Genomic DNA, 17038 nt, shown 5'->3' with positions numbered 1-17038 from the left:
TCTCAGCCCCGCAGTTCGGGGAAATCCTCTTCCCAGAATTCCTGCGCATGGCGGCCGTCGCTGCGGGCCTGTTCGGCCTTGCGCAGTTCCACCCGGCGGATCTTGCCGGAGATGGTCTTGGGCAGGTCGGTGAACTCGATCCGGCGTACCCGCTTGTAGGGAGGCAGGGTATCGCGGATATGGCGGAAGATCGACAGGGCCAGTTCGCGTGAGGGCTCCCGTCCGCCGGCCAGGACCAGGAAGGCCTTGGGCACGGCCAGCCGCACGGGGTCGGGCGAGGGGACGACCGCGGCCTCCGCCACCAGCGGACATTCGATCAGGGCGCTTTCCAGCTCGAACGGGCTGATGCGGTAGTCGCTGGCTTTGAACACGTCGTCGGCGCGGCCGACATAGGTCAGGTACCCGTCGGCGTCGCGGCTGGCCACGTCACCGGTGCGGTAGTATTCGCCGTCCGGCGCTTGTACCGGGGCGTCGGCCGCCGACTGGTAACCCGCCATCAGCCCGGCCGGGCGGGGCGACAGGGACAGCGCGATCTCCCCTTCCTCCGCCTCGTTGCCGTCCGGGTCCAGCAGAGCCACGCGGTAGCCGGGCAGGGGGCGGCCCATGCTGCCCGGCTTGATCGGCTGGCCCGGCGGATTGCCGATCTGGGCCGTGGTCTCGGTCTGGCCGTAGCCATCGCGGATCTCCAGCCCCCAGGCGGCCTTGACCCGCTCGATGACCTCGGGATTCAGCGGCTCGCCGGCGCCGACCAGCCCGGTCAGCTTCACCGGCCAGGCTGCCAAATCCTCCTGGATCAGCATGCGCCAGACCGTGGGCGGAGCGCAGAGCGTGGTGACACCGTATGTCACCAGGGCGTCGAGCACGGCCTTGGCCTGGAACCGGCTGAAATTATAGACGAACACCGTGGCCCCGGCGTTCAGGGGCGCGAACAGGTTGCTCCAGGCATGCTTGGCCCAGCCGGGAGAGCTGATGTTCCAGTGGATGTCGCCGGGCCGCAGCCCGATCCAGTACAGGGTCGAGAGGTGCCCCACGGGGTAGGAACGGTGGGTGTGCAGCACCAGCTTGGGCTTGGCCGTGGTGCCGGAGGTGAAATAGAGCAGCAGCGGATCATCGCCACGCGTCTCCCCGTCGGGGGTAAAGTCGGGCGGGGCCTGATAACCCTGTTCCAGTGCCGCCCAACCGGCCGGGGTGCCGCCTGCGGCACCCACGACGATACGGCCGAGATGGTCGGCCATGCCGGCGAACTTGGCGCAATGCTCGGCCAGGGCGATGACGAAGCGGGCGCCACCGCGCTCCAGCCGGTCGCGCAGTTCCTCGCCCGCCAGCAGGGTGGTGGCGGGAATGACCACCGCCCCCAGCTTCATGGCGGCCAGCATCACCTCCCACAGCGGGGCGACATTGGGCAGCATCAGCAGAATACGGTCGCCGCGGCCGACGCCTTGCCCGCGCAGCCAGTTGGCCAGCCGCGACGAGCGTTCGGCCAGATCGGCATAGGTCAGACGGACCGCGCTTCCATCCTCCTGCACCACATGCAGGGCCGGTTGGTCGTTGCCGCGGGCGATGCGGTCGAAATAGTCGAGCGCCCAGTTGAAGCGCTCCGCCGCCGGCCAGCGGAAGCGGGCAACGGCGCCGGCATAATCAGTACGGGCGGCCAACAGGGCGTCGCGGGCGGCGATGAACTCCTCACCTGCCGTCGTCATGGGCGGTCCTCCTCCTGGTTTTTCTTGTCTGCCGGGCACTGTGCCCGACCGGGCGGAACGCGACAAGGCGGAGCGGGACGGGGAGGGATCACCCGTTGGGAGGAGGACTGGCAGGACGCGGGTTCAGCCTGCGGCGAACAGGCCGCCCTCGTCCGCGGCGCCGTCCTCGCTGCCGGGCGGCTGGGCGTGGGGATCACCGGCAGCAGTCTGGCGGCCCAGATGCGGCAGGCCGATGGCGCGCATGCCGCCCAGCAGGCTGCGCTGCACGATGACGCCGCGCTGCTCCATATAGCTCAGCAGGCGACGGGCGCGGCCGGGGCTGCGGCTGCCGCAGGCACGGGCTACTTCTGCATCGGAGGGGCAGGGGGCGCCGGCCAGGGCGGCGCGGGCCAGCAGCAGGAACACGCCCTGCATATCCTCCGGCAGGTCGCGGGAGGCGGTCACGGCCTGCTCCCATTCCGGCGTGCCGGCCCCGCCGGCATCGACACCGGCGCGGACCACGCCGACGCGGCGGCGGAACTCCGGCAGGTCGATGCTCTCCCCGCGCAGCCGGTGGATGCGGCAGCGGACCAGGAAATCCTGATAGAGCACGGCATCGGTGCGGAAGGCGGAGTCCGGGTCGGCCAGCACATCGCGCAGGATCGCGTCCAGCCGCGCCTCCAGTTCCTCCGGCGGCATGTCCGGCAGTTCCGGCCCGGCGGCGGCCTGGGCGGCCGCGGCCTCGGCCTGGCGCTGGCCGGCCTGTCGCAGCAGCTGGTTGATGTCCTGGGGCGGCGGGGGCGGGGTGCGCCGCGGCGGCGGGGGCGGGGCCAGCAGCTCGCCGTCCGTCGGTGTCAGGATCAGATCACGGGCGTTTTCCTGTGGCGTCTCCGGCAATGGCATCAGCTTGGGCGAGCCGCCGCGGCCCGCCGTCTCCACGCCGCCGATGCGCACCGGCAGCGGCCGGCGGCTGACGGCCGGCCCCAGGGCGATGAAGCGGCCACGCTCCAGGTCGCGGAACATCTCGGCCTGGCGCCGCTCCATGCCCAGCAGGTCGGCGGCGCGGGCCATGTCGATGTCGAGGAAGGTGCGGCCCATCAGGAAGTTGCTGGCCTCCGCCGCCACATTCTTGGCCAGCTTGGCCAGACGCTGCGTGGCGATGATGCCGGCCAGACCGCGCTTGCGGCCACGGCACATCAGGTTGGTCATGGCGCCTAGCGACGCCTTGCGCGCCTCGTCCGAGACGTCGCCGGCGGCGGCGGGGGCGAAGAGCTGGGCCTCGTCCACCACCACCAGCATGGGATACCAATAGTCGCGCTCGGCATCGAACAGCCCGCCCAGATAGGCGGCGGCGAGACGCATCTGCATCTCCACATCGACACCTTCCAGATTCAGCACGGTCGAGACCCGGTGCTGGCGCACGCGGGCGGCGACGCGCTGGAGCGAGGCTTCGCTGTGCTCGGCCACATCCACGACGACATGGCCGTAAGCGTCGGCCAGGGTGACGAAATCCCCTTCCGGGTCCACCACGCATTGCTGCACATGGCGGGCGCTCTGCTCCAGCAGGCGGCGCAGCAGGTGCGACTTGCCCGAGCCGGAGTTGCCCTGCACCAGCAGGCGAGTTGCCAGCAATTCCTCCAGGTCCATGACCACCGACGCGCCGTCGGATGCCTGCCCCATGTCGATGCCGACCTTCATACCCACCTGCGTCTCTTGCGGAATGTGTCCCTGGTCCGGATCCCGGCCGGACGGGGCCCTTCCTATAGCGCAGCCCGTCCGCCGGTGCACGGGGCAAGCACCCCTGGCTGGGTCAGCGCAGGGGCAGGGCTGGCAGCAAAAAGGGCGGACCCATATGGCCCGCCCTTTGACCGGGAGGTGGCGATCAGCAGGAGGTCTGGCGCGGGGTGCGCTCCACCTCCAGCCCGAACAGCGGGCGCAGGGCGGTGCCGGCCCAGTTGCCGGCCAGGGCCAGCACGATCCAGAGCCAGCCATGCAGACTGCCCGAGGCGATGCCGCTGAAATAAGCGCCGATGTTGCAGCCATAGGCCAGACGCGATCCATAGCCCAGCAGCAGCCCGCCGATCACTGCCGCGGCCAGCGAGCGCCAGGGCAGATGCCAGACGGGGGCGAACTTGCCGGCCAGACCGGCGGCCAGCAGGGCGCCGAGGATGATGCCGAAATCCATGACCGAGGTGACGTCCGCCAGCACGCTGGCCTGGAGCGCCTTGGCCTGGGCCGGGGCCTGGAAGAAGGGCCAGGCGGCCACGTCGATCCCGGTCAGCGCCAACCCCTTGGCTCCCCAGAGCGCAAAGGCGCTGGTGATGCCCCAGGGCCGTCCGGCCAGGGCCAGGGTGGCGAAGTTCAGCAAGGCCAGGGCCACGGCACCCCAGACCAGCGGCCAGGGACCGCGCAGCAGCCGTGCGGACAACGGACCTTCGACGGGGCGTTCAAGCAGCCGTCCATGGCGCCGCTGCTCCAGCACCCGGGTCAGGGCATAGACCGCGGCAAAGACGGCCAGATGCGCAGCCAGGGCCAACGGCCAGCCCCAGAGCCTGACCAGCGAGGTGGGCGGCAGGCTGGGCTGTGTCTGCCACCAGGGCAGGTGCCAGGCGCCCAGCACCGAACCAACGATGAAGAAGGCCAGCGTCACGACCATGCGGGTGCTGCCGCCGCCCACCGTGTAAAGCGTGCCGGAGGCGCAGCCGCCGCCCAGTTGCATGCCGATGCCGAACAGGAAGGCGCCGACGACGACGGAGGTGCCGGCCGGCGCCACCAGCCCGCTGACCGGACTGCCGAACAGGCTGCCCGCGGCCAGCACCGGGAAGAACAGCACGCAGGCCACGGCCAGCATCACCATCTGCGCCCGCAGCCCGGCACCGCGCCGGTCGGCGATGAAGACACGGAAGGCCGAGGTGAAGCCGAACAGGGCATGGTAGAGCACCAGCCCCAGCGCCCCGCCCAACAGATAGAGCGCGGCCTGACGTCCGGACACGGCGCCGCCGACCCAGGCAGCACCTCCGGCCAGCGTCAGAGCCGCCACGGCCACCACACGCCAGTCGATGCCAGCCAGCGGTCCGGGACTGGCCGTGACACGGCCGTCTGTCCGGGGCAGGGATATGTCGGTCATGCTGGTGCTCCATAACAGAAAATAAATGTGAAAAAGCAAAAACAGCGCTCAATAACTGTAGATAGGGATCTTGCCCGGAAGGAAAGGCCGGTTCTGGCATGGGGGAATTGCATGGGGTGCGGGACAGCGCCGGGGACAGGTTCTGTTCGGCGCTGCCCGATCTATAGTTGGCAGAAAAACCATTGTCCGGGCGCATCGCAAGCATAAAAACAAGCGCGTGTGATGAAACTAACGTCGCGGTAGTAGCTTGTCGTTTTTTCAATTGGTCATATGTTGTTGAATGTATTAACAAAGCACCTTGCTGGTGAGATCTATTGTCACCAGCCGTTATCGTCATTTTATTTCAATTGACCTGGATCGATTCTTGCTCCCTCTTTCAGCTATCGTGCAGATGCTGCGGGATTGGTGCCATGCGGAACAATGGGCCTGTGACAGGGCGTGAAATCGTTTTTGACGATAACAAAGTTCTTGTCTCCCGCACGGACCTCAAAGGTCTGATCACCTTCGCCAATGCGGATTTCGTCGCGATCAGCGGCTACAGCGAGGCGGAGCTGATCGGCGCGCCCCATAATCTCGTCCGCCATCCCGACATGCCCAAGGCGGCCTTCGCCAATCTGTGGGAGACCATCCGGGCCGGCCGCCCCTGGGAGGGCATCGTCAAGAACCGGGCCAAGAGCGGGGATCATTACTGGGTCCGGGCCAATGTCACCCCGCTGACGGAGAATGGACAGGTCACCGGCTTCATCTCGATCCGGTCCAAGCCGTCACGGGAGGCGGTGGCCGAGGCGGAGCGGGTCTATGCGGCCCTCCAGGCCGGTCAGAGCCACGGGATCGGGCTGGTGGATGGCCAGATCGTCCGCCGCGGTGTCCTGGAAACCTGTCGCAGCGTGGCCGCCAGCATCGCCTTTCGCCTGTGGGCCTCCTATCTGCTGCTGCTGGCCGGACTGATCGTCATGGGGGTGCTGGCCTGCGCCAGCGCTCCCGAGCGGGGGCTGCTGGTCTGTCTGCTGCTGGCTGGCGGCATCGCCGTTGCCGCGGCGGCAGGATATGGCGTCCTGGCCAAGGTCAGGGAGCCGTTGCGGCGGGTGGAGCAGCATCTCGACGCCATGGCCCGTGGCGATTTCATGAGCGTGATCCCCAGTTCCGACGTGGCCGAATTCGCCCGCATCCGTGCCCAGCTCCGGGCGGTGAAAGCCCGCATGAACTACGCCAACCATGAACGGGTGCAGCATCAGCGGCAGTCGGAGCTGGACCGGCAGGCCGCCCTGCGCTCCATGGCCGATACGGTGGAGCAGGAGGTTGGCCGGGCCGTCGATCTGGTGGCGGCGCGCACCGGCGGCATGGTGCGCGATGCCGACGGCATGGCGGAATCGGCACGCCGCGTCAGCACCAATGCCCAGAGCGTGGCCGCCGCGGCGGAACAGGCTCAGGCCAATGTGCGCAACGTCGCGGCGGCAACGGAGGAGTTGGCGGCTTCGATCCGGGAAATCTCCAGCCAGATCGCCCGCTCCAGCACCGTCACGCAGCAGGCGGTGCAGACCGGCACGCGCACCCAGGCGACCATCCGGTCGCTGTCGACGGCGGTGGAACGCATCGGCGAGGTGGTGGCCCTGATCACCGAGATCGCGGCCCAGACCAACCTGCTGGCCCTGAATGCCACCATCGAGGCGGCGCGGGCTGGGGAAGCCGGCAAAGGCTTTGCCGTGGTGGCCGGCGAGGTCAAGAATCTGGCGACGCAGACGGCCCGCTCCACGGAAGAGATCACCAGCCAGATCCGCGACATCCAGGAGGCCACGCGCAACGCGGTGCAGGCAGTGGAGGAGATGGGGGCGGCCATTGCCGATGTCGATCAGATCTCCGGTTCCGTGGCCGCGGCCATGCAGCAGCAGGCGGCGGCCACCCATGAGATCAGCCGCAATCTCGGCGAGACCTCGGGGGCGGCGCGGGAGGTTTCCGAGCGCATCACGGCAGTGTCGCAGGAGAGCGAACAGACCGGGACCCAGGCCGGCCAGGTCGGCCGTGTTTCCGGCGAACTGGCAGCCAGCATCGAGAGCCTGCAGCGGGTGCTGGTGCAGGTTGTGCGCGATGCCGCCGGCGGCCGGCGGGCCGGCTGATCTCTGAAGGCCGGACAATCGGCACACATGCGGGCGGCCCCGGGCGGGCCACCCGTTTGCTGGGCAGGCCTCCGCGTGGCTGAGGGCCGATGCGCTGTGCCCCTGGCCTGCCGCCATGGCAGGTGCGCAAGGCGCAGGCCGTACCGACCGGTTTTCCGGTCCATCATGCTGAAGTATTGGGAGAGGTTGGCTGGGGAACTAGGATTCGAACCTAGACTGGCGGAGTCAGAGTCCGCTGTCCTACCGTTAGACGATTCCCCAGTAGGGCCACCGGTTCGCTTCAGTGTCGCGCCGCTGTGTTTCAGCGGTACCGGCGGGGTGGGCGGGCTTATAGCAGGGGGTTTTGGGGTTGTGAAGCCCTTTTTTGAGATTTTTTCTGCAGCCCGGACGGGCCAGGGACAGGGCCGTTCTGCTGGCGCAAGAGGAGCAGGCTGTGGCTTCGGCCCTTGCTCCTGCCCGCCCTTCGGGTACGATACGATTCTGTAACAGTCGGCCGGTGGGCGAGGGCAGCCGCCGGACCGATTGATCCGAGGCCCGGCGGCAGAAGGCCGCCAAGCGGGGTGTGTGGTGGAACTGGGATTGCCGGCCATGGGATGGGGATTGCCGGGTGGCGTGGATATCGCCCCGCGTCCGCCGGTCATGGCCGCCCTCGACCTGGGCACGAACAATTGCCGGCTGCTGATTGCCCGGCCGGCGCGCGACGGTTTCCGTGTCATCGACGCCTTTTCCCGCATCGTGCGGCTGGGGGAAGGCTTGAGCCGCACCGACCGCTTGAGCGACGAGGCCATGGACCGCACCGTACAGGCGCTGAAGGTCTGCCGAGCCAAGATGGACCGACGCGCCGTCACCATCGCCCGCGCCGTGGGGACCGAGGCCTGCCGCCGGGCCGGCAACGGGGCCGAGTTCCTGTCGGCCGTGGAACAGGAAACAGGCCTGCGCATCGAGATCATCACCCCGCGCGAGGAGGCACGGCTGGCTCTTGCCGGCTGCGCCCCGCTGCTGGCGCCGACGGTGCCGCGGGCCCTGGTGTTCGACATCGGCGGCGGCTCCACCGAGCTGATCTGGATCGAGGTCCGCAGCGGCCGGCCGCGGGTGCTGGACCAGATCTCCATCCCGCTGGGCGTGGTCAACCTGACCGAAACCCACGGCGGCGACCGCGTCAGCCCGGAGCAGTATGCCGCCATGGTGGAGGCCGTGGCCGGCTATCTGGCGGGATTCGACAGACGCAACCGCATCGGTGAGCAGGTGGCGGCCAAGCGGGTGCAGATGCTGGGCGCCTCTGGTACCGTTACCACCCTGGCCGGTATCCGGATGGGTCTGCCGCGCTATGACCGCAGCCGTGTCGACGGCACCCGGCTGCTGCGCGAGGATGCCCGGACCATCACCGACGAGCTGCTGACGCTGGATTATTGCGGACGGGCCGACCATCCCTGCATCGGGCGCGACCGGGCCGATCTCGTCATCGCCGGCTGCGCCATCCTGGACGCCGTCTGGACACGCTGGCCGGTGCCGAGCCTGCGCATCGCCGACCGCGGCGTGCGCGAGGGCATCCTGTTCGAGCTGGCGGCATCGGCCCGGCGCCCCTGAGGCGGGCGCCTGGTCCCCCGGCCAGGGCATGAGGCGGCTGCGCCGGTGGCGCTTGCCGCCCCGGCGGAAACGGCCGATATAGGGCGTTATGAAGAAGACATCCGGCAATTCGTCCAGCGGCTCCACCCCCACAGGCCGTACCCAGGCCGTGCGCGTGAAGACAGCCAAGCGGCGCTCCGTCTCCTCCGCCCGCTGGCTGGAGCGGCAGCTCAACGACCCCTATGTGGCCGAGGCCAAGAAGCGCGGCTTCCGCAGCCGTGCCGCCTTCAAGCTGCTGCAGCTGGACGAGAAGTTCCACTTCCTGAAGAAGGGTCAGCGCATCGTCGATCTGGGGGCCGCCCCTGGCGGCTGGACCCAGATCGCCGTGGACCGGGCCAAGCCCGGCCCCGCCGGCAGCGGCGGCGCCGTGGTGGTGGGCATCGATCTGCTGGAGGTGCAGCCGGTGCCCGGCGCCACCATCATCCAGATGGATTTCCTGCACCCCGATGCGCCGGCGCGGCTGAAGCAGTTGCTGGGCGGGCCGGCGGACATCGTCATGTCCGACATGGCCGCCAACACCACGGGACATGCGCCCACGGACCATCTCCGCATCATGGGGCTGGCCGAGACAGCCTACCAGTTCGCTGCGGAGGTGCTGAGCCCCGGCGGTGTCTTCCTGTGCAAGCTGTTCCAGGGCGGGGCGGAAAAGACGCTGCTGGACGCGCTGAAGCGCGATTTTGCTACGGTGCGTCATGCCAAGCCGGCGGCCAGCCGTCAGGACAGCAGCGAAACCTATGTGGTGGCGCTGGGCTTCCGCGGCCGGGCAGAGCAGGAACCCGGGGCCGAGGAGGCATGAGCCGCGGGGGTACCCCCGCCGCTTAAGCAACCCTGACCTTCTATAGGCGGTGTCTTCCCTTCCTCCGGCCCCTGTGTATAGTGCGGCGAACCTTGAGACATGGGACCGATGGTCCGCCCGGCGCTGACGGGCGGGGCGCCGGCCCATAAGCCACATCCAGAGCCGGCGGGGCGCCGCCGCGGGAGATCAGGTTCATGACCAGCAGCGGCCGCATCGGCACCTCCGCCCGTTTCCGTGAAGCGCTGACCTTTGACGACGTGCTTTTGGTGCCGGCGGAATCCGCCGTGATGCCGGCCGAGGTCAGCACCCGCACCCGCCTGACCAAGAGCATCGAGCTGGGCATCCCGCTGATGTCGGCGGCCATGGACACGGTGACGGAAAGCGCGCTGGCCATCGCCATGGCCCAGGCGGGCGGCCTGGGCGTTATCCACCGCAACATGGACATCGAGCGTCAGGCCGAGGAAGTGCGGCGGGTGAAGCGCTTCGAGAGCGGCATGGTGGTGAACCCCATCACCATCACCCCCGAAGCCACCCTGGCCGATGCGCTGTCGCTGATGGCCCGCCATCACATCTCCGGCATTCCCGTGACCGACCATGCCGGCCATCTGGTCGGCATCCTGACCAACCGTGACGTGCGCTTCGCCAGCAACCCCAGCCAGCCCGTAGCCGAGCTGATGACCAAGGACCGGCTGATCACGGTCCGCGACGGGGTGGAGAAGGAAGAGGCCAAGCGCCTGCTGCACCAGTACCGCATCGAGAAGCTGCTGGTGGTGGATGGCGAATACCGCTGCGTCGGCCTGATCACGGTGAAGGACATCGAGAAGGCGCAGCTGCACCCCAATTCCGCCAAGGACGCCAAGGGCCGGCTGCGCGCCGCCGCCGCCACCGGCACCGGGCCGGACGGGCTGAAGCGGGCCGAGGCGCTGTTCGACGCCGGCGTGGACGTGCTGGTGATCGACACCGCACACGGCCATTCGCGCAAGGTGGCGGAACAGGTGGCCGCCGCCCGCAACCTTGCCAACTACACCCAGATCGTGGCCGGCAACGTGGCCACGGCCGAGGCGGCCAAGGCCCTGATCGATGCCGGCGCCGACGCCGTCAAGGTCGGCATCGGGCCGGGCAGCATCTGCACCACCCGCATCGTGGCCGGCGTGGGCGTGCCGCAGCTGACGGCGGTGCTGGACGTGGTGGAGGAATGCCACAAGCAGGGCATCCCCGTGATCGCCGATGGCGGCATCAAATATTCCGGCGATCTGGCCAAGGCCATCGCCGCCGGTGCCGATGTGGCCATGCTGGGCAGCCTGTTCGCCGGCACGGACGAGAGCCCGGGCGAGGTCATCCTGTTCCAGGGGCGCAGCTACAAATCCTACCGCGGCATGGGCAGCGTCGGCGCTATGGCCCGCGGCTCCGCTGACCGCTATTTCCAGGCCGAGGTCTCCAACACCCTGAAGCTGGTGCCGGAGGGGGTGGAGGGCCGCGTGCCCTACAAGGGGCCGATCTCCGCCGTCATCCACCAGCTGGTGGGCGGCCTGCGCGCCGCCATGGGTTATACCGGCTGCGCCACCATCCCGGAGATGCAGACCCGGCCGCAGTTCGTGCGCATCACCAGCGCCGGCCTGCGCGAAAGCCACGTCCACGACATCACCATCACCAACGAAGCTCCGAACTACCGTCCGGGCTGACCCGGGGCGCGCGCCGGCCGTGCCTGCGCGGCCGTTGGTGCAGTGCTTCCTGTTCCGTTGATATCGCATGATCCGGCGGGCCGCTTCGGCGGCCCGTCGTCCTGCCGGGACCGGCCGTCGGCCCGGTCGCCTGGAGCCGCCATGTCCCGCCCGCCGCTGCTGATCGAATCCGCCCAGAATCCCCGCTTCAAGAGCTGGGAATCGCTGCTGGAGTCCCGTGGCATCCGCAAGGCCGGGCAGTTCCTGCTGGCCGGCCTGAAGCTGGTGCCGGAAGCGCTGACGCGCTGGCCGGAGCGCTTCGGCACCATCCTGGTCCCCCACCTCAACTGGATCGCCGACTGGCCGCTGCCCGAGCATGTGGAGCGGGTGCAGCTGGCGCCGGAGCTGTTCCGGCGGCTGGACGTGTCGGGCACCGACTATCCGCTGCTGGTGGGGCAAGTGCCGGAGCTGCCGACCGCGGATCTGGCCGCGCCGCCGCGGGGGCTGGAACTGGTCTGCGCCCTGGGCGATCCCGCCAATCTCGGCGCCCTGTTGCGCAGCGCCGCCAGTTTCGGCGCCACGCGGGTGATCCTGCTGGAGGAGGCGGCGCACCCCTTCCATCCCAAGTGCCTCCGCGCCGCTGCCAACGGCGTGTTCAGTCTGAACCTCGCCCGCGGCGGGCGCTGGGGCGATCTGGCTCGGGCCGCCGGGCCGCTGCTGGCGCTGGATGCCGGGGGGGAGGACCTGTCCCGCATCACCTGGCCTGGGGACCTGCGCCTGGTGCTGGGGGAGGAGGGCAAGGGTGTGCCGCCCGACCTGCCGCTGCGCCGCCTGACCGTGCCGACGACGGGCGAGGTGGAATCCCTGAATGCCACGGTGGCGGCCAGCATCGCTCTGTTCAGCTGGTACAGCAGCCGCTATTGACCGGCGGTCCGGCGGGTCCCCGGGCTCAGCCCGCCCGCCGCGGGGCCAGGGCCGCTTCCTCCCTGCGGATGCGATAGGCCAGCAGGGCAGCGTTCAGCAGACTGAACAGCAAGGCCAGCTCCCAGGCACCGAAGGCCAGCGGCAGCACCGCAATCTCCCCGGCGACGATGAGGTAGTTGGGGTGGCGGACCAGCCGGAACGGACCGCGCCGCACCAGCGGCGCCCCCGGCAGCGTGATGATCCGGGTGGTCCAGAACCGCCCCAGCGTGGCAATGACCCAGACACGGCCGGCCTGCAACAGCAGGAACAGCAGCAGCAAGCCCGCATGAATCGACGCCTGTGCCGGCACCAGCAGCAGCAGCGCCAGCAGCCAGCTCCCATGCAGCAGCGGGAACAGGGGATAATGGCCCGCCCCCACCTCCACAGCACCCCGGGCCAGCAGCCGGGCGGTGTTGCGGTTGGCCAGCACCAGTTCTCCCAGCCGCTGGGCCGCGACCAGGAGCACGATCAGCTGTGGCCAGCCTATCTCCGCCATCACCGCGGACGGCATCAGAGATCCAGCAGGGCCAGTCCGGCGCTGAAGCCGGGACCCAGCGCCGTCATCAGATGCGGGCCGCGGGCGCCACTGGCGATGCGGCGCTCCAGCACGAACAGAACGGTGGCCGCAGACATGTTGCCGTGGTCGCGCAGCACGGTCCGGGCCTCCTCCATCCCGGCGGTACAGGGCGCCAGCACCTCCTCCAGTGAGTCGATCACCTTGGCGCCGCCCGGGTGGCAGATGCTTCCGGTCAACCGGCCGCGGTCCAGTCCTTGACTGTCAAGGAAGCGGTCGACCACTGCGCCGAAGCGCAGACGGACCAGGGCCGGGATGCTCTGGCTGAAGATGACGCCCAGCCCATCCTCCTCGACCCGCCAGCCCATGACATCCAGCGTGTCCGGCCAAGTGTGCTCGGCCGTGGCGCGCAGGGCCGGGCCTGGGGGAGCGCCGGTTTCCGGCCCGGTTCCGGGTTCAGGTCCGGGTGCCCGCAGCAGCACTGCGGCGGCGCCGTCTCCGAACAGGGCCGTGGCGACGACATTGGCGTTGGAGACATCGTCGCGGCGGAAGGAAAGGGCGCACAGCTCCACCACCAGCAGCAGCACGGTGGAGCCCGGCCGGGCCCGGGCCCAGTCGGCGGCGCGGGCCAGTCCCAGGACGCCGCCGGCACATCCCAGACCGAACACCGGCAGCCGTTGCACATCGGGGCGCAACCCCAGACGCTGGATCACCCGGGCATCCAGGCTGGGGGTGGCGATGCCTGTCGAGGAGACGCAGACGATGGCGTCGATGCAGCCCGGCTCCAGATCGGCGCGGGCCAGGGCTGCGCGTGTGGCCCGGTCCAATAGCTCCAGGGCATGGCCGAGATAGAGCGCGGTGCGGTCGCGCCAGCCATGGCGGGTCCGATACCAGTCCAGCGGCACGCAGGACTGGCGGGAATCGATGCCGGCATTGGTGAAGACCGGCGCCAGCCGCTCGAAATCGCGCATGTGGTCAGCGAAGACGCTGCGCGCCACCTCCCGTGTTTGCTCCTGGGTCAGACGGTGGGGCGGGGTGGCCGTGGCCAGGCCGAGCAGATGCGCCGTGGGCATGAACACCCTGAGAGTGGGATTGCGGGGCAGGACTTGCGTGCGATGCCTCCTCAACACCCGATGGCGCGGAGAAGTTCACCCGCGCGGAGGGGGTGTGCGTCGTCAAAGACCTGGAGACGCTTGCATTTGTCACGAAGCCGCCGCACGTAGGCGCTAAGGTGGGGTGGTCGGTGCGAAGAGGTGGCATTGTGGGCGGTAAGAGCGGTGGAACGGAAAAGACGCTGAAGCGGGCCTTTGGCCTGGGGCTGGCGGCGCGGCTGCGGGCCTATCTGTTCGCCGGCATCCTGGTGACGGCGCCGGTGACCATCACGCTCTACCTGGTCTGGGTCGTGGTCGGCGGCATCGACGCCCTGGTCACGGCCATCCTGCCCACGGCCTATAATCCCGAAACCTATCTGCCCTTCACCATTCCCGGTGTGGGGGTGCTGCTGGTGCTGGTGGCGCTGATCCTGATCGGCATGTTCGCCGCCGGCTTTCTGGGCCGGCTGGTGGTCCGGCTGGGCGAGGCCATCCTGGGGCGCATGCCCATCGTCCGCGGCATCTATGCCGCCACCAAGCAGATCTTCGAGACGGTGCTGGCCAACCAGTCCGACGCCTTCCGCGAGGTGGTGCTGGTCGAATATCCGCGCAAGGGCATGTGGTCCATCGCCTTCATCACCGGCACCACCCAGGGCGAGGTGCAGAGCCTGACCGAGGACGAGGTGGTCAATGTCTTCGTCCCGACGACGCCCAATCCCACCTCGGGCTATCTGCTGTTCGTGCCGCGCCAGGATCTGGTGAAGCTCAGCATGTCGGTGGAGGACGGGCTGAAGATGGTGGTGTCCGGCGGCATCGTCACCCCGCCGGAGCGGCCGGCCGCGGTGGTGGAGGGCGGGGCGCTGACGCACAGCGCCTGACCGCTGCCGGCCAGGGGGCCGGTCTGGTCGGGACCTCAGCCCGAGCGGAGATACTTCACCGCCGCGTCGCGCTCGAACAGATAGAGCAGCACACGCAGGGCTTGGCCGCGCGGGCTGTCCAGCTCGGGGTCGCGCTCGATGATGAGGCGGGCATCGTCGCGGGCGGTGGCCAGCAGGTCGCCATGCTGGGCCAGATCGGCCAGCCTGAATTCCGGCAGGCCGCTCTGCCGGGTGCCCAGCACCTCACCGGCGCCGCGCAGTTCCAGGTCCTTCTCGGCGATGAGGAAGCCGTCCTCGGTCTCCTTCATCACCTGCAGCCGCTCCCGCGCCGTCTCCCCCAGCGGCTGGGACCAGAGCAGCAGGCAGGTGCTGGCCCCGGCACCGCGGCCCACGCGCCCGCGCAGCTGGTGCAGCTGGGCCAGGCCGAAGCGCTCGGCATGCTCGATGACCATGATGGTGGCCTCGGGCACATTGACGCCCACCTCGATCACCGTGGTCGCCACCAGCACATCCAGCCGGCCCTCGGCGAAGGCGGCCATGACGGCATCCTTCTCCGGCCCCTTCATCTTGCCGTGGATCAGCCCGACGCGGTCGCTCAGCCGTTCGTGCAGGGTGGCATGGCGCAGGGTGGCGGCGGCAAGGTCCACCTGCTCGCTCTCCTCCACCAGGGGGCAGACCCAGTAGATGCGCTGGCCGCCGGCGATGGCGCGGGGCAGGCCGGCCACCACCTCCTCCAGCCGGTCGGCGGACATGACCACGGTGCGCACGGGCTGGCGGCCCGGCGGCTTCTCGTCCAGGCGCGACACGTCCATGTCGCCATAGGCGGTCAGGGTCAGGGTGCGGGGAATCGGCGTCGCCGTCATCACCAGCGTATCGACGCCGCGGCCCTTGGCCGCCAGTTGCAGCCGCTGATGGACGCCGAACTTGTGCTGCTCGTCGATGACGGCCAGGGCCAGATCCCTGAACGCTACCTCGTCCTGGAACAGGGCGTGGGTGCCGACCAGGATATGGATCTCTCCCGCCGCCAGCCGCTCCAGCAAGGCGGCACGGGCCTTGCCCTTGTCACGGCCGGTCAGTACGGCCAGGGTAATGCCCGCCGCCGCGCACAGGGGCGACAGGCTTTCGGCATGCTGGCGGGCCAGGATCTCGGTCGGGGCCATCAGCGCCGCCTGGGCCCCGCTTTCCACCGCCGTCAGCATGGCCATCAGTGCCACGATGGTCTTGCCGCTGCCCACATCGCCCTGGAGCAGGCGCAGCATGCGCTCCGGCGCCGCCATGTCGCGGTCGATCTCGGCCAGGGACCGCTCCTGGGCGCCGGTCAGCCGATAGGGCAGGGCCGCCGCCACCTGGGCGCGCAGGTGTCCGTCGCCGCGGATCTCCCGCCCGGTCAGGCGGCGCTGGTGCCAGCGCACCAGGGCCAGGGCCAGCTGGTTGGCCAGCAGCTCGTCATAGGCAAGCCGCTGGCGGTGGGGCGCGTCCAGCTGCACGTCGCCCGTGCTTTCTGGATGGTGCAGCCGGCTGATGGCGCTGTGCCAGTCGGGCCAGCCTGTGCGTTGCAGCCAAGCCGGGTCCTGCCATTCCGGCAGCTGCGGCGCCCGTTGCAGCGCGCCCTCGATGGCGGTGCGCAGCGGCTTGGGGTTCAGCCCGCCGGTCAGGGGATAGACCGGCTCCACGGCACTGCCCGAGGGCATGGCCGAGGAACCGCCGGCCAGATCGTCGGCGGGGCCGTAGTAATCGGGATGCACGATCTGCAGCTGGCCGTTGAAGCGCTCGGCCTTGCCGCTGACGACGATGCGTTGGCCTTCCGGCAGCTTCTTGACCAGCCAGTCGCCCTTGATGTGGAAGAAGACCAGGTCCATCAGGCCGGTATGGTCGGTGCAGCGCACGCGGTAGGGGCGGCCCGGCATGACCGCGGGCACATGCGCGTCCACCCGCACCGTCAGGGTGACGATACGCCCCTCCGGTGCCTCGGCGATGGAGCCGACGGCCAGACGGTCCAGCACGCCGCTGGGTTTGTGCCACAGCAGGTCGACCACATGCGGCCCGGCCAGCCGCTCGGCCAGCTTGCCGAGCTTCGGACCCAGCCCGGGCAGGCTGGTGATGGGCGCGAACAGGGGGAAGAGGATGGCGGGGCGCACGGGCGGATCGGGGTCGAGACGGCTGACAGCAGCGGGAGGCGGTTCTATATCGTATGCCGGTCGCGGCTTCACGCGCCATGCGAACCTTATCCCCTTTCCCCCGCCGGAGCGCCCATGTCCGAGATTGTCGAAACCACCCTGGATCCGCGGCGCAAGCGCCTGATCTTCCGCAGCTGGCATCGCGGCACCAAGGAGATGGACCTGCTGATGGGCAGCTTCGCCGAAAAGCACCTGCCCAGCCTGGGCGAGGCCGATGTGGATGCCTATGAGCGTCTGCTGCTGGAACAGGACCCGGATGTCTATGACTGGATCCTGGGTCGGCTGCCGGTGCCGGCCGAGCACGACACCCCGGTCATGGCCCTGCTGCAACAGCACCGCTACGCCTGATGCTGCGGCAATCTGCCGAGAAATACCACGGTGCATGGGTGTGGTCCGCCCCCGTGGTCCTTGC

At 69.4% G+C, this 17038-nt stretch carries 13 protein-coding genes and 1 tRNA gene; 7 read left to right on the top strand and 7 right to left on the bottom strand.

All coding sequences use genetic code 11. From position 1 onward, the window contains the following. Positions 1 to 2: 2 nt before the first annotated feature. The 3 genes from DK368_RS01855 to DK368_RS01845 form a co-directional block, all read right to left on the bottom strand. On the bottom strand, positions 3 to 1700 hold the full coding sequence (locus tag DK368_RS01855; protein WP_114391836.1) for an AMP-binding protein: 1698 nt from the start codon (positions 1698 to 1700) through the stop codon (positions 3 to 5). Between the two features lie 123 nt (positions 1701 to 1823). After that, positions 1824 to 3377 (bottom strand): ATP-binding protein, encoded by a 1554-nt coding sequence (locus DK368_RS01850; protein WP_114391835.1) that lies wholly within the window; start codon positions 3375 to 3377, stop codon positions 1824 to 1826. 184 nt (positions 3378 to 3561) lie between these two features. Further along, positions 3562 to 4806 carry a YeeE/YedE family protein gene (locus tag DK368_RS01845; RefSeq protein WP_114391834.1) on the bottom strand — a complete coding sequence of 415 codons (1245 nt, stop codon included), beginning with the start codon at positions 4804 to 4806 and terminating at the stop codon, positions 3562 to 3564. A gap of 428 nt (positions 4807 to 5234) precedes the next feature. On the opposite strand from DK368_RS01845, the gene DK368_RS01840 reads away from it, so the two are divergent. Then, the gene (locus DK368_RS01840; RefSeq protein ID WP_240002288.1) at positions 5235 to 6920 is read left to right on the top strand and encodes a methyl-accepting chemotaxis protein; all 1686 of its coding nucleotides are present in this window, start codon (positions 5235 to 5237) and stop codon (positions 6918 to 6920) included. A gap of 187 nt (positions 6921 to 7107) precedes the next feature. On the opposite strand, the gene DK368_RS01835 is transcribed toward DK368_RS01840, so the two are convergent. Further along, positions 7108 to 7181, bottom strand: a tRNA-Gln gene (locus tag DK368_RS01835). Between the two features lie 327 nt (positions 7182 to 7508). On the opposite strand from DK368_RS01835, the gene DK368_RS01830 reads away from it, so the two are divergent. From DK368_RS01830 to DK368_RS01815, 4 genes are all read left to right on the top strand, one after another. Then, positions 7509 to 8507 (top strand): Ppx/GppA phosphatase family protein, encoded by a 999-nt coding sequence (locus tag DK368_RS01830; protein WP_114392080.1) that lies wholly within the window; start codon positions 7509 to 7511, stop codon positions 8505 to 8507. Between the two features lie 88 nt (positions 8508 to 8595). Beyond that, the gene (locus DK368_RS01825) at positions 8596 to 9342 is read left to right on the top strand and encodes an RlmE family RNA methyltransferase (protein WP_114391832.1); all 747 of its coding nucleotides are present in this window, start codon (positions 8596 to 8598) and stop codon (positions 9340 to 9342) included. Between the two features lie 194 nt (positions 9343 to 9536). Next, positions 9537 to 11024, top strand: a complete 1488-nt coding sequence (gene guaB, locus DK368_RS01820) for an IMP dehydrogenase (protein ID WP_114391831.1) — start codon at positions 9537 to 9539, stop codon at positions 11022 to 11024. A 141-nt stretch (positions 11025 to 11165) separates the two neighbouring features. After that, positions 11166 to 11927, top strand: a complete 762-nt coding sequence (locus DK368_RS01815; protein WP_114391830.1) for a TrmH family RNA methyltransferase — start codon at positions 11166 to 11168, stop codon at positions 11925 to 11927. A gap of 25 nt (positions 11928 to 11952) precedes the next feature. Here the strand turns inward: DK368_RS01815 and DK368_RS01810 are convergent, their stop codons facing one another. Continuing rightward, entirely contained in the window at positions 11953 to 12477 is a 525-nt protein-coding gene (locus tag DK368_RS01810) for an isoprenylcysteine carboxyl methyltransferase family protein (protein ID WP_240002287.1), read from the bottom strand. After that, positions 12477 to 13553 (bottom strand): type III polyketide synthase, encoded by a 1077-nt coding sequence (locus DK368_RS01805; protein ID WP_114391829.1) that lies wholly within the window; start codon positions 13551 to 13553, stop codon positions 12477 to 12479. The genes DK368_RS01810 and DK368_RS01805 overlap by 1 nt, the downstream gene beginning before the upstream one ends. Before the next feature lie 188 nt (positions 13554 to 13741). Here DK368_RS01805 and DK368_RS01800 point away from each other — a divergent pair, with 188 nt between their 5' ends. Beyond that, positions 13742 to 14449 carry a DUF502 domain-containing protein gene (locus tag DK368_RS01800; RefSeq protein WP_240002286.1) on the top strand — a complete coding sequence of 236 codons (708 nt, stop codon included), beginning with the start codon at positions 13742 to 13744 and terminating at the stop codon, positions 14447 to 14449. A 35-nt stretch (positions 14450 to 14484) separates the two neighbouring features. Here the strand turns inward: DK368_RS01800 and recG are convergent, their stop codons facing one another. Then, positions 14485 to 16587: an ATP-dependent DNA helicase RecG gene (recG, locus tag DK368_RS01795; protein ID WP_114391828.1), complete on the bottom strand. Its 2103-nt coding sequence runs from the start codon at positions 16585 to 16587 to the stop codon at positions 14485 to 14487. Between the two features lie 114 nt (positions 16588 to 16701). Between recG and DK368_RS01790 the strand changes: the two genes are divergently transcribed. Beyond that, positions 16702 to 16974 (top strand): FAD assembly factor SdhE, encoded by a 273-nt coding sequence (locus DK368_RS01790; RefSeq protein WP_114391827.1) that lies wholly within the window; start codon positions 16702 to 16704, stop codon positions 16972 to 16974. The last annotated feature ends 64 nt before the right edge of the window (positions 16975 to 17038 follow it).

The sequence above is a fragment of the Oleisolibacter albus genome (assembly GCF_003336875.1).
GTDB lineage: Bacteria > Pseudomonadota > Alphaproteobacteria > Azospirillales > Azospirillaceae > Niveispirillum > Niveispirillum album.
Note: the sequence above shows the minus strand (reverse complement) of the source record. Positions and strands in the feature narration are given on the sequence as shown.

Coding starts and splice junctions, on each gene's coding strand:
- DK368_RS01790 (WP_114391827.1), top strand. CDS start 16,702: ATGTCCGAGATTGTCGAAACCACCCTGGATCCGCGGCGCAAGCGCCTG.
- DK368_RS01850 (WP_114391835.1), bottom strand. CDS start 3,377: ATGAAGGTCGGCATCGACATGGGGCAGGCATCCGACGGCGCGTCGGTG.
- DK368_RS01825 (WP_114391832.1), top strand. CDS start 8,596: ATGAAGAAGACATCCGGCAATTCGTCCAGCGGCTCCACCCCCACAGGC.
- DK368_RS01830 (WP_114392080.1), top strand. CDS start 7,509: ATGGGATGGGGATTGCCGGGTGGCGTGGATATCGCCCCGCGTCCGCCG.
- guaB (WP_114391831.1), top strand. CDS start 9,537: ATGACCAGCAGCGGCCGCATCGGCACCTCCGCCCGTTTCCGTGAAGCG.
- DK368_RS01815 (WP_114391830.1), top strand. CDS start 11,166: ATGTCCCGCCCGCCGCTGCTGATCGAATCCGCCCAGAATCCCCGCTTC.
- DK368_RS01805 (WP_114391829.1), bottom strand. CDS start 13,553: ATGCCCACGGCGCATCTGCTCGGCCTGGCCACGGCCACCCCGCCCCAC.
- DK368_RS01855 (WP_114391836.1), bottom strand. CDS start 1,700: ATGACGACGGCAGGTGAGGAGTTCATCGCCGCCCGCGACGCCCTGTTG.
- DK368_RS01810 (WP_240002287.1), bottom strand. CDS start 12,477: ATGCCGTCCGCGGTGATGGCGGAGATAGGCTGGCCACAGCTGATCGTG.
- DK368_RS01845 (WP_114391834.1), bottom strand. CDS start 4,806: ATGACCGACATATCCCTGCCCCGGACAGACGGCCGTGTCACGGCCAGT.